Annotated in this window: 9 protein-coding genes and 1 other annotated feature; all 9 genes read right to left on the bottom strand. The window is 45.4% G+C overall.

The features are described 5' to 3' along the window. Nucleotides 1-109 precede the first annotated feature (109 nt). Nucleotides 110-2,188, bottom strand: a complete 2,079-nt coding sequence (fusA, locus tag LG330_RS00745; RefSeq protein ID WP_404406746.1) for an elongation factor G — start codon at nt 2,186-2,188, stop codon at nt 110-112. A gap of 51 nt (nt 2,189-2,239) precedes the next feature. Next, complete coding sequence (gene rpsG / locus LG330_RS00740) at nt 2,240-2,710, bottom strand: 30S ribosomal protein S7 (protein WP_039806267.1); 471 nt, start codon at nt 2,708-2,710, stop codon at nt 2,240-2,242. Nucleotides 2,711-2,757: 47 nt separating this feature from the next. Beyond that, nucleotides 2,758-3,177 carry a 30S ribosomal protein S12 gene (gene rpsL, locus LG330_RS00735; RefSeq protein ID WP_039806265.1) on the bottom strand — a complete coding sequence of 140 codons (420 nt, stop codon included), beginning with the start codon at nt 3,175-3,177 and terminating at the stop codon, nt 2,758-2,760. Nucleotides 3,178-3,277: 100 nt separating this feature from the next. Continuing rightward, the gene (locus LG330_RS00730; RefSeq protein WP_039806264.1) at nt 3,278-3,526 is read right to left on the bottom strand and encodes a 50S ribosomal protein L7ae-like protein; all 249 of its coding nucleotides are present in this window, start codon (nt 3,524-3,526) and stop codon (nt 3,278-3,280) included. A gap of 371 nt (nt 3,527-3,897) precedes the next feature. After that, on the bottom strand, nt 3,898-7,497 hold the full coding sequence (rpoC, locus tag LG330_RS00725) for a DNA-directed RNA polymerase subunit beta' (protein WP_404406743.1): 3,600 nt from the start codon (nt 7,495-7,497) through the stop codon (nt 3,898-3,900). A gap of 60 nt (nt 7,498-7,557) precedes the next feature. Continuing rightward, the gene (gene rpoB / locus LG330_RS00720) at nt 7,558-11,118 is read right to left on the bottom strand and encodes a DNA-directed RNA polymerase subunit beta (RefSeq protein WP_404406741.1); all 3,561 of its coding nucleotides are present in this window, start codon (nt 11,116-11,118) and stop codon (nt 7,558-7,560) included. Nucleotides 11,119-11,340: 222 nt separating this feature from the next. Then, complete coding sequence (locus LG330_RS00715) at nt 11,341-11,943, bottom strand: class I SAM-dependent methyltransferase (protein ID WP_404406739.1); 603 nt, start codon at nt 11,941-11,943, stop codon at nt 11,341-11,343. Between the two features lie 73 nt (nt 11,944-12,016). Then, nucleotides 12,017-12,379, bottom strand: coding sequence for a 50S ribosomal protein L7/L12 (gene rplL / locus LG330_RS00710; protein WP_404406737.1), 363 nt, complete (start codon nt 12,377-12,379; stop codon nt 12,017-12,019). 66 nt (nt 12,380-12,445) lie between these two features. Further along, nucleotides 12,446-12,946: a 50S ribosomal protein L10 gene (rplJ, locus tag LG330_RS00705; RefSeq protein WP_404406735.1), complete on the bottom strand. Its 501-nt coding sequence runs from the start codon at nt 12,944-12,946 to the stop codon at nt 12,446-12,448. 46 nt (nt 12,947-12,992) lie between these two features. After that, nucleotides 12,993-13,139 (bottom strand) — a sequence feature (ribosomal protein L10 leader region). Nucleotides 13,140-13,195: the final 56 nt, after the last annotated feature.

Here is a 13,195-nt window from a genome sequence, read left to right as displayed (position 1 = left end):
TTAAAGTTAATTAGTTTTATTTTTAAATATGGTTTAACCTGAGACAGCTGTCCCAGGAGTCACCATAGCTTACATAAGTAGTTATACTTTATTGTAAGGGTGAAATCAATTATTCACCTTTATTTTTTTTGATGATTTCTTCACTCACAGACTTCGGTACTTCCTCGTAGTGATCGAAGAACATTGAGAATGTTCCACGTCCCTGCGTGTTAGAACGAAGTGAAGTTGCGTAACCGAACATTTCAGCAAGCGGTACAAATGCTTTAACGATTTGTGTGTTACCGCGAGCAGACATACCTTCTACGCGTCCACGGCGAGCTGTAATGTCTCCCATGATGTCTCCCATGTATTCTTCAGGGATCATAACTTCTACGCGCATTAGCGGCTCAAGAAGAACCGGGTTACACTTAGAAACTGCATTTTTAAGTGCCATAGATGCGGCAATCTTAAACGCCATCTCAGAGGAGTCAACGTCATGGTATGAACCATCGTATAGTCTCGCTTTGATGTCGATTAGAGGGTAACCAGCAAGTACACCGTTGTCAAGAGAGTCTTCTAGACCCTGCTGAACAGCCGGAATGTATTCACGTGGTACAGATCCCCCAACGATGCCGTTTTCAAATTCAAAGCCTGCTCCTTCTTCGTTAGGAGAGAATTCGATCTTAACGTGACCGAACTGTCCGCGACCACCAGACTGGCGGACGAACTTCCCTTCAACTTGTGCAGAGCCGCGGAATGTTTCACGATAAGATACCTGAGGAGCACCCACGTTAGCTTCTACTTTGAATTCACGCTTCATACGGTCAACAAGGATATCAAGGTGAAGCTCACCCATACCTGCGATGATCGTCTGGCCAGTTTCCTGGTCAGTGTGCGCGTGGAATGTTGGATCTTCTTCCTGAAGCTTCTGAAGCGCCTGAGACATCTTGTCCTGGTCAGCTTTAGACTTAGGTTCGATCGCAACAGAGATAACCGGCTCAGGGAATTCCATAGACTCAAGAATTACAAGACTCTTTTCGTCACATAGTGTGTCCCCTGTAGTTGTGTCTTTAAGACCAACTGCAGCAGCGATATCTCCAGCAAACACTTCCGAAATTTCTTCACGAGAGTTAGCGTGCATCTGCAGGATACGTCCTACGCGCTCACGCTTACCTTTCGTTGCATTCTGTACGTATGATCCAGACTGGAGCACACCAGAATAAACACGGAAGAATGTAAGCTTACCTACATAAGGGTCTGTCATAACTTTAAATGCAAGCGCAGAGAATGGCTCTTCGTCGCTAGCAGGACGAACAATTTCTTCTTCTGACTCAGGAATGTGTCCTGTGATCGGCTTAACATCAAGTGGTGACGGAAGGTAGTCAAGTACTGCATCAAGCAGGAGCTGAACGCCTTTGTTTTTGAAAGCAGAACCACAGATTACTGGATAGAATTCAACGTCACAAGTTCCTTTACGGATTGCAGCTTTAAGCTCGTCCACTGTGATTTCTTCACCTTCAAGATATTTCATCATCAGATCTTCATCAAGATCTGCTGCCGCTTCAATTAGCTTTCCGCGGTATTCTTCAGCCTGTTCCTTGTATTCTTCAGGAATTTCACGCTGCTCGGTACGAGTACCAAGATCATCTTCATAGAAGTATGCAACATTTTCAACAAGGTCGATGATTCCTTCGAATTCATCTTCCGCACCGATTGGCAGTTGAATTGGATGTGCATTAGCCTGAAGACGGTCGTGAAGTGTTCCTACAGAATAAAGGAAGTCTGCCCCGATCTTATCCATTTTATTAACGAATACGATACGAGGAACACCATATGTTGTGGCCTGACGCCATACAGTTTCTGTCTGCGGCTCAACACCCGACTGGGCATCAAGTACACCTACAGCACCATCAAGTACACGCAGTGAACGTTCAACTTCTACTGTGAAGTCTACGTGTCCTGGTGTATCAATGATGTTTACACGGTGGCCCTTCCATGAAGCAGTTGTTGCAGCAGATGTGATCGTGATCCCACGCTCCTGCTCCTGCTCCATCCAGTCCATCTGTGATGCACCTTCGTGCGTTTCACCGATCTTGTGGATACGGCCTGTGTAGTAAAGGATACGCTCCGTAGCAGTCGTCTTACCGGCATCGATGTGAGCCATGATACCGATATTACGAGTGTTTTTTAAGGAGAACTCTCTAGGCATTGGTCTTTCTCCTTCCTACTAAATGAGATTTGTTTGATAAAATGCTGAATCTTACCAGCGGTAGTGAGCAAACGCTTTGTTGGCTTCAGCCATTTTATGCATATCTTCACGCTTCTTAACTGAAGCGCCAGTGTTATTTGCTGCATCAAGAATTTCATTAGCAAGACGCTCTTCCATCGTCTTTTCTCCACGAAGACGCGCATAGTTTACTAACCAGCGAAGTCCAAGTGTAGTACGACGTTCTGGACGCACCTCAACCGGTACCTGATAGTTCGCTCCGCCGACACGACGAGCACGTACTTCAAGAACTGGCATGATGTTCTTAAGCGCCTGGTCAAATACTTCTAGAGCATCTTTCCCAGAACGTTCTTGAACGATATCGAAAGCAGAATATAGGATACGCTGAGCTGTACCTTTCTTTCCGTCAATCATGATTTTGTTTACAAGACGAGTTACCAGCTTCGAGTTATGAATCGGATCCGGTAAAACATCACGTTTTGCAACTGCACCTTTACGAGGCATGTGATTTCCTCCTTTCATAGGAAAATAACTTCTTTATATTATATCGATTACTTTTGTGGTTTTGGTCTCTTAGTACCGTATAGTGAACGTCCTTGACGGCGTCCATCTACACCAGCAGTATCAAGCGCACCACGTACGATGTGGTAACGTACCCCTGGTAAATCCTTTACACGTCCTCCACGGATAAGAACAACACTGTGCTCTTGAAGGTTGTGCCCGATACCAGGAATATATGCTGTAACCTCGATTTGGTTAGTAAGACGCACACGAGCGTATTTACGAAGTGCCGAGTTCGGCTTCTTCGGTGTCATTGTACCAACACGAGTACAAACACCACGCTTTTGTGGTGATGAAAGGTTAGTCGCTTTTTTCTTGAAGCTGTTGTAACCTTTGTTAAGTGCCGGTGAATCTGACTTAGAGCTCTTTGATTGACGTGGCTTACGCACTAATTGGTTAATAGTAGGCATGTTTATGTCCTCCCTTCTTCAATATTTTAAGCCCACACATCCAGGTGGTTCATTTTAGGGTAAAAACAAAGTCTTTGCAACTTCTGCTGCAAAAACATGTTTACATAGTAATGGCTACCGCAGCAGCACCAACCTCGATCCCGCACGCTTTGCCCAGCTTCTTCATTGAATCCACATGGGTTACGTTTACGTTCATCTCTTCAGCGGTGAGTAGCACCCGGTCAACAACATGAGAGTCGACATCGTCTGCAACGATGACTTCCCTGACTGACCCTGCTTTGAGTGCCTTTACAACTTGTTTGGATCCTACAACGATGTGTTTAGCCTGTGATACTTTTTCATAAGACATAATCATATCCTCCAAAGTAACAGGTTGTTAATTAGTAGCAACCTTGAATATATTATCATCTCATTGATAGGTTGTCAACAACGTTTGTAAATAATTGCGGGGTCTTTATAAATATTAGCGAGAATCAGCTGGTTTCCTGTAGCCGCTATTGATTTTCGTGGGGGACTCCGCTTTCCTGCCCCGGGCGGTGAGCCCCTGCATGCTTCGCATACACGGTCTCACCTGTCCCTTCCTGGGGCGGGAGTCTCCGTCCCCCACTACAATCAACCGCTAGTATTTTATAAAAAACAATTGCACATTTCCATAATATAATAGATGAAAAAAGGTGACGCCACATAGGGCGCCACCTTTTTGCTTTCACAGGCTGTGAATTATTCCACGGAAACTGGTTCTTCCTTTGGAATGTCTTCATTTTCGATCTCAGCCTGGCGATAGCGCTGCATACCCGTTCCGGCTGGAACAAGTTTACCGATAATAACATTTTCTTTCAGACCAAGGAGCTCGTCACGCTTTCCTTTGATTGCTGCGTCTGTCAGGACACGAGTTGTTTCCTGGAATGATGCAGCTGAAAGGAATGATTCTGTTTCAAGAGATGCTTTTGTGATCCCCAGGATAAGCGGGCGGCCTGTTGCCGGTTGCTTACCATCAAGCAGAACCTGGTGATTTGCTTCCATGAACTGATGTACATCAAGCAGTGAACCTGGCAGCAGTTCTGTTTCTCCGGCTTCAATGACACGTACTTTGCGAAGCATCTGGCGAACCATGACTTCAACGTGCTTATCACCGATTTCAACACCCTGCATACGGTATACTTTTTGTACTTCTTTCAGCAGATATTCCTGAACTGCAGAGACGTCACGGATTTTGATCAGTTCTTTCGGGTCGATTGAACCTTCTGTCAGAACCTGACCGCGTTCGATGACATCATCAACCGCTACTTTCAGACGTGCAGTGTAAGGAGCAGAATAAGTCTTTGTTTCTACTTCACCTTTCACTGTAATATCCTGCTGACGGTCTTTACCTTCTGTGATCTCAGTTACGACACCATCAATTTCAGAAATCGTAGCCTGACCTTTCGGGTTACGCGCTTCGAAAATTTCCTGGATACGCGGAAGACCTTGTGTGATATCATCTCCTGCTACACCACCTGTGTGGAATGTACGCATTGTAAGCTGTGTACCCGGCTCACCGATTGACTGGGCTGCGATGATACCGACTGCTTCGCCGACTTCAACTTTTTCACCAGTCGCAAGGTTCTTACCATAACACTTCTCACATACGCCATGACGCGTGTTACAAGTGAATGCAGAACGAATTGATACTTCTTCGATACCAGCGTCAATAATCTGACGGGCAATATCTTCTGTAATCAACTCGTTGCGTTTTACAAAGATTTCTCCAGTCTTAGGATGCTTGACTGTCTGGTTTGAATAACGGCCTTCTAGACGCTCTTCAAGCGCTTCGATGACTTCTGTTCCATCTTTCAGTGAGCTTACGCGTAGACCACGGTCAGTTCCGCAATCCTCTTCGCGGACGATCACATCCTGTGCTACGTCTACAAGTCGGCGAGTCAGGTAACCTGAATCGGCAGTCTTCAGTGCTGTATCGGCAAGACCTTTCCGTGCACCGTGTGTAGAGATGAAGTACTCAAGTACTGTCAGACCTTCACGGAAACTTGACTTGATCGGAAGCTCGATGATACGTCCAGCCGGGTTGGCCATCAGACCACGCATACCGGCAAGCTGTGTAAAGTTAGATGCGTTACCACGGGCACCTGAATCACTCATCATGTAGATTGGATTCAGACTGTCGAGTGTAAGCATCAGCTTGTCCTGGATAACATCCTTCGCTGCTGACCAGATTGAGATGACACGCTCATAGCGTTCCTCTTCTGTAATCAGACCACGACGGAATTGCTTCTGGACTTTATCTACTTTCAGCTGTGCATCGTCAAGGATTTCCTGCTTTTCAGGAAGTACCACGATATCAGCAATACCAATTGTGATACCAGCACGCGTTGAGTGCTTAAATCCAAGATTCTTCATGCTATCAAGCATTTTAGATGTATCCGTTAAGTGGAATCGCTTGAAGACTTCAGCAATGATGCTTCCAAGGAACCCTTTCTTAAACGGTGTTACAAGCTCAGCTGATTTGAAGTATTCTTTTACATTAGTCGTCGGGTCAACGAAGTACTTATCAGGTGTATTTACCTCAAGGTTCTCCATTGTCGGCTCATTAATATAAGCGAACTCTTCAGGAAGAATTTCATTAAAGATCACTTTTCCGACAGTTGTCAGAAGCAGCTTCTTACTTTGTTCTTCCGTAAACGATGGTTTGTTTACTGCGCCTGCATGGATCGCAATACGTGTGTGCAGGTGAACATACCCATTCTGGTATGCAAGAAGGACTTCATCCGCATCGTGGAATACTGAACCTTCACCCACACCATCTTTACGCTCTAGTGTCAGGTAGTAGTTACCAAGTACCATATCCTGAGACGGTGTAACAACTGGCTTTCCGTCCTTCGGATTAAGGATGTTCTGTGCAGCAAGCATAAGAAGACGCGCTTCAGCCTGAGCTTCAGATGATAGTGGTACGTGAACCGCCATCTGGTCACCGTCAAAGTCAGCGTTATAAGCTGTACATACGAGCGGGTGAAGACGGATCGCACGGCCTTCAACCAATGTTGGTTCGAATGCCTGGATACCAAGACGGTGAAGTGTAGGTGCTCGGTTAAGAAGAACCGGATGCTCCTTGATTACATCTTCAAGTACGTCCCAAACTTCATCATGGACACGTTCAATCTTACGTTTTGCACTCTTAATATTATGCGCAAGTCCGCGCTCAACAAGCTCTTTCATGACGAAAGGCTTGAATAGTTCAAGTGCCATTTCCTTCGGCAGTCCGCACTGATACATTTTCAAGCTAGGTCCAACTACGATAACTGAACGGCCTGAGTAGTCAACACGCTTACCAAGAAGGTTCTGACGGAAACGCCCCTGCTTCCCTTTCAGCATATGAGAAAGAGATTTCAATGGACGGTTACCTGGTCCTGTAACCGGACGACCGCGACGGCCATTATCGATCAGTGCATCTACAGCTTCCTGTAGCATACGCTTCTCGTTTTGTACGATGATGCTTGGTGCACCAAGGTCCAATAGACGCTTCAGACGGTTGTTACGATTGATCACACGGCGGTACAGGTCATTCAGGTCAGATGTGGCGAAACGTCCACCATCAAGCTGAACCATCGGACGAAGTTCCGGCGGGATTACAGGCAGTACATCAAGAATCATCCAGTCAGGAAGGTTGCCTGAGTTACGGAATGATTCTACTACTTCAAGACGCTTAATCGCACGTGTACGACGCTGCCCCTGAGCAGTTTTCAATTCTTCTTTCAGTGATTCCGCTTCTTTATCAAGATCTAAATCCTGAAGAAGCTTGCGGATTGCTTCAGCTCCCATTGCAGCCTGGAATTTGCCGCTGAACTTTTCACGGTACGCACGGTATTCCTTTTCTGATAGAAGCTGTTTCTTTTCAAGTGCAGTGTCTCCCGCTTCAGTTACTACATATGAAGCAAAGTAGATTACTTCTTCAAGCGCACGTGGTGACATGTCAAGAACAAGTCCCATGCGGCTTGGAATGCCTTTGAAGTACCAGATGTGAGATACAGGTGCTGCAAGCTCGATGTGACCCATACGTTCACGACGGACTTTTGCACGTGTTACTTCAACACCACAGCGGTCACAAACGACGCCCTTGTAACGGACGCGCTTGTATTTACCGCAGTGACATTCCCAGTCTTTCTGCGGGCCGAAGATTCGCTCGCAGAAAAGACCGTCTTTTTCAGGCTTAAGTGTACGATAGTTAATCGTTTCAGGCTTTTTCACTTCACCAAATGACCAAGAGCGGATCTTGTCAGGTGAGGCTAAACCAATTTTCATATATTCAAAGTTATTAACATCTATCAAGGAGCCTACCTCCCTTTTCGTTTAAAGGTTTCACCCTTTTGTTGATTCCCAGTGTCACAACTATTCTTTCGTGCCGACAGTTTGAGAAGCTGGTGCTTCTGTTTCCGGCGCAATGTTTAATGCATCAGCCTGATGGATGTCGTCATCGTCATCAAGGTCGCGCATTTCGATTTCTTCGTCATTGGCAGATAGCATTTTCACATCCATACCAAGACTCTGAAGTTCTTTGATTAATACTTTAAATGATTCAGGAACGCCCGGCTCCGGAACGCTGTCGCCTTTTACGATCGCTTCGTACGTTTTCACACGTCCGACAACGTCATCTGATTTGACAGTTAGAATTTCCTGAAGTGTATAAGCGGCACCGTATGCTTCAAGTGCCCAAACCTCCATCTCACCAAAACGCTGTCCGCCAAACTGTGCTTTACCGCCCAGTGGCTGCTGTGTAACAAGTGAGTATGGTCCAGTTGAACGTGCGTGAAGTTTGTCATCAACCATGTGCGCAAGCTTGATCATATACATGACGCCGACCGATACACGGTTGTCGAATGGGTCACCAGTTCTCCCATCATAAAGAACAGTTTTACCATCACGTGACATACCTGATTCTGCGATTGTTTCCCAAACGTCTTCCTCATTGGCACCGTCAAATACTGGTGTTGCGATATGGATACCCATTGCGCGGGCAGCCATTCCCATGTGCATCTCAAGAACCTGACCGATGTTCATACGAGATGGTACACCCAGTGGATTTAACATGATATCAATTGGCGTACCGTCTGGAAGGTATGGCATATCCTCTTCTGGAAGAATACGCGAGATAACACCTTTGTTACCGTGACGTCCGGCCATCTTATCCCCTACAGAAATCTTTCTCTTCTGCACGATATAAGCACGTACCAGCTGGTTTACACCAGGAGGCAGCTCATCTCCGTCTTCACGGTTAAAGATTTTAACGTCAAGGATGATTCCGCCTGCTCCGTGTGGTACACGAAGTGACGTATCACGTACTTCACGCGCTTTTTCACCGAAGATTGCGTGAAGCAGACGTTCTTCAGCAGTCAGCTCAGTTACACCTTTAGGCGTTACTTTACCAACAAGAATATCACCGTCTTTTACTTCAGCACCCACACGGATAATTCCACGGTCGTCAAGGTTGCGAAGTGCATCCTCACCTACGTTCGGAATATCACGCGTGATTTCTTCAGGTCCAAGCTTTGTATCACGTGACTCTGATTCATATTCTTCAATATGAATAGATGTGTATACGTCGTCTTTTACAAGGCGCTCACTCATGATGACAGCATCCTCGTAGTTAAAGCCATCCCATGTCATGAAGCCGACAAGTACGTTACGTCCAAGCGCAAGTTCTCCTGCTTCCATCGATGGTCCGTCTGCAAGAATCTCACCTTTTTCAACACGGTCACCTACAGCAACGATTGGACGCTGGTTGTAGCATGTACCCTGATTTGAACGGATGAATTTCTGCAGTCTGTATTTATCAAGATCGCCTTCTGTCTCGTTACCGTCGACATCTGTTAAGCGGCGTACCCAAATCTGATTAGCCTGTACGCGCTCGACGATTCCTTCGTGCTTATTAATCACAGCAGCCCCTGAATCCTTCGCAGAAACGTGTTCCATTCCTGTACCTACAAAAGGTGCTTCCGGATTCATCAGTGGAACTGCCTGACGCTGCATGTTCGCTCCCATTAACGCACGGTTCGAGTCATCGTTTTCAAGGAACGGGATACATGCTGTCGCAGCAGATACGACCTGCTTAGGTGATACGTCCATGTAGTCAATGCGGTCACGCTTGAAGACAGTGTTCTCACCGCGGAAACGGGATACAACTTCTTCATCAAGGAATGAGCCATCATCGCCAAGGCGCGCATTCGCCTGTGCCACAACATAATTATCCTCTTCATCAGCAGTCAGATAATCGATTTGTTCTGTTACTCTGCCTGTCTCAGGGTCAACGCGGCGGTAAGGTGTTTCGATGAATCCGAAACGATTTACCTTCGCAAAGCTTGACAATGAGTTGATCAGCCCGATGTTCGGACCCTCAGGCGTTTCGATCGGACACATACGGCCATAGTGGGAGTAGTGAACGTCACGCACTTCAAAGCCTGCGCGTTCACGTGTTAAACCACCAGGCCCAAGTGCAGACAGACGACGTTTGTGCGTCAGTTCTGCAAGCGGGTTTGTCTGATCCATGAACTGTGAAAGCTGAGAGCTTCCAAAGAATTCTTTAATAGAAGCAATAACAGGACGGATGTTAATCAGCTGCTGAGGCGTGATTGTATTTGTATCCTGAATTGACATTCTTTCACGAACCACACGCTCCATGCGTGACAGACCAATACGGAATTGGTTCTGCAGAAGCTCCCCTACTGAACGCAGACGACGGTTACCAAGGTGGTCAATATCATCTGTTAAGCCTACGCCGTGCAGCAGGTTGAAGAAGTAACTGATAGAAGAAACGATATCAGCAATCGTAATATTCTTCACACTGTCGTCAACATAAGCATTACTGATTACATTGATTTCCTGACCTTCTTCTGAGTTAGGTACCTGAATTTTAATTGTCTGAAGTGTTAAATCTTCTTCAACAACTCCGCCTACATGGTTGTAAGTAATGAAGCCTACTCCGTTTTCAAGGTTAGGAATCAGCTTATCAAGGTTACGACGGTCAAGCATTGTTCCTTTTTCAGCTAAGATCTCGCCAGTTTCAGGGTCAGCAAGTGTTTCAGCAAGGACCTGTCCGAAAAGACGATTCTTAATATGAAGCTTTTTATTCATTTTATAACGGCCTACATTAGCCAGATCATAACGCTTAGGGTCAAAGAAACGTGATTCCAGAAGACTCTTAGCATTTTCTACAGTCGGGGGTTCACCCGGGCGCAGACGCTCATAGATTTCCAGAAGCGCTTTTTCAACACTTTCGGTATTGTCTTTTTCCAGCGTATTGCGGATATACTCGTTATCACCAATCAGGTCAATAATCTCCTGATCAGAACCAAAACCAAGTGCACGCAGCAATACAGTTACAGGAAGTTTACGTGTACGGTCGATACGGACGTGAACAACGTCTTTTGCATCCGTTTCGTACTCAAGCCAAGCACCACGGTTTGGAATAACCGTTGCGCCAAAGCCACGCTTCCCGTTTTTATCCATTTTCCCATGGAAATATACGCTTGGAGAACGAACAAGCTGAGAAACGATAACACGCTCTGCTCCATTAATAATGAAGGTGCCTGTCTCTGTCATCAGCGGGAAGTCTCCCATAAATACATCCTGGTCTTTTACTTCGCCAGTATCTTTATTTAATAGACGTACCTTTACACGAAGCGGCGCAGAATAAGTCACGTCGCGCTCCTTTGATTCGTCAACAGAATACTTTGGCTCACCAAGGCTGTAATCGATAAACTCAAGTGACAAGTTTCCTGTGAAATCTTCGATCGGCGAAATATCGCGGAACATTTCACGTAATCCTTCTTCTAAAAACCAATCGTAAGAAGCTGTCTGAATCTCTATCAGATTCGGTAAATCCAGCACCTCACTAATACGCGCATAGCTTCTGCGCTGGCGGTGTCGTCCATACTGAACTAGTTGACCTGTCAACTGATTCACCCCTCAAATCAAGCATTTTAGCGTCCGTTATCCCTATAAATAGAAAAAACGAACATAACACAAATAGAAAACGGGAAATCTCCACATTTTCTATTCTTTAAAACTTTATTTAAACCATTTTACCCAAAAGACAGTCCATTTATACAAAATGGACATACTTACTGATATTAATATTTTTACATCTTATAATAGTAACACAACCACTATAGGCGGTCAATCTTTTTTCGCTTTGAAGATAAAGTATCCTTTTTGCTTATCTGCAACTTCGACAGTTGAAAATAACGCTTCAAGCTTCGCTCTGGCAGATGGAGCTCCCTGCTTTTTCTGAATGACTACCCACATCGTCCCGCCAGGTAGAACCTTCTCTGCACTCTGTTCAAAAATCCGGTGAACAGTCTGCTTCCCTGCACGGATCGGCGGGTTTGTCAGAATTGCTGCAAAGGATTGCTCTTCAACCTGATCAAGGCAATCACTTTCATAAATTGAGATATTGCGAATATGATTCTGCTCCGCATTTTCTTTTGCTAATTCAAGCGCCCGTTCATTGACATCCACCATATGAATCTTTCTGTCAGACATTTCTCTGGCAAGCGTCAAACCGATCGGACCGTAGCCACAGCCGACGTCAAGCACCGGACCGGCGACATCTGGCTCTTTGAACGCTTCAATTAGCACCCTTGAACCGAAATCTACTTCATTTTTTGAGAATACACCCTGATCAGTTTTAAACTTTAACTTATGACCGCGCAGCGTAAAGTCCCACCAGCTCGGTTTACTTTCCACTCCGGGTTTCTTTGAGTAATAATGATCCGACACGACGACCACCCCACCCTTCTTTTCGATAAAAAAAGCCCGCTATATTTCAAGCGGACTTTCTCTTAGGACAAAATTACTTAACTTCTACGCCAGCGCCAACTTCTTCAAGTTTAGCTTTAAGCTCTTCAGCCTCTTCTTTAGAAGCGCCTTCTTTAACAGCTTTAGGCGTGTTGTCTACCATTTCTTTAGCTTCTTTCAGGCCAAGACCAGTGATTTCACGAACCACTTTGATAACCTTGATCTTCTGAGCTCCAGCTTCAGTAAGAACAACATCGAATTCAGTTTGCTCAGCAGCAGCTTCTCCAGCTCCGCCACCAGCTACAGCTACAGGAGCAGCAGCAGATACGCCGAATTCTTCTTCGATTGCTTTTACTAGGTCGTTCAGTTCAAGAACTGTCATTTCTTTGATTGCTTCGATCATTTGTTCTTTAGTCATGATATAGTTCCTCCTTGTGGAATGTTTAGTTTTTGGTTTGGATATCGCTATCCGGCTAACAGGGAATTATGCGCCCTGTTCTTCTTTTTGATCTGCAACTGCTTGAGTTGCAACTGCGAATCCGCGCATTGGCGCAGTAAGAACGCTAAGAAGCATAGAAAGTAGGCCTTCGCGTGATGGAAGTTCTGCAAGAGCTTTCACTTGTTCAAGTGAAGCAACAGTTCCTTCGATCACACCTGCTTTAAGTTCAAGTGCTTCATGGTCTTTCGCAAAGTTGTTAAGAATCTTCGCTGGTGCAACAACATCTTCAGCAGAAAATGCGATTGCATTAGGACCCGTAAGGCTTTCTTCAAGACCTTCAAGACCAGCAGCTTCTGCAGCACGGCGAGTCATTGAGTTTTTGTACACCTTGAACTCAACACCTGCTTCACGAAGCTGTTTACGAAGCTCAGTTACTTCTGCAACAGATAGTCCGCGGTAATCAACAATCACTGATGATGCGCTTGATTGAAATTTTTCCTGGATTTCTGTTACAAGTTGTTTCTTTTGCTCGATAACACTGCTCATCCTAACACCTCCTGTAATATTTGCTGTAGGCGTCACTTATACCGTTCCGATCATAAAAAAGCCTCTATGCCGGAAAGTAGACATAGAGGCGTATCATTTCAAGTAAAAGAAAGTTCTTTTAATCGTCATGACCTCGGCAGGGAATTAAGTCACTCAGGACACCTGCTGTCTACGGTACAAATGAATATATAATTTCACAACAGAGAACATCATAGCAGATGTTCTCCTGTTATGTCAATAACGTTTGTT

Source organism: Jeotgalibacillus malaysiensis, from assembly GCF_044789845.1.
GTDB lineage: Bacteria > Bacillota > Bacilli > Bacillales > Jeotgalibacillaceae > Jeotgalibacillus > Jeotgalibacillus malaysiensis_A.
Note: the sequence above shows the minus strand (reverse complement) of the source record. Positions and strands in the feature narration are given on the sequence as shown.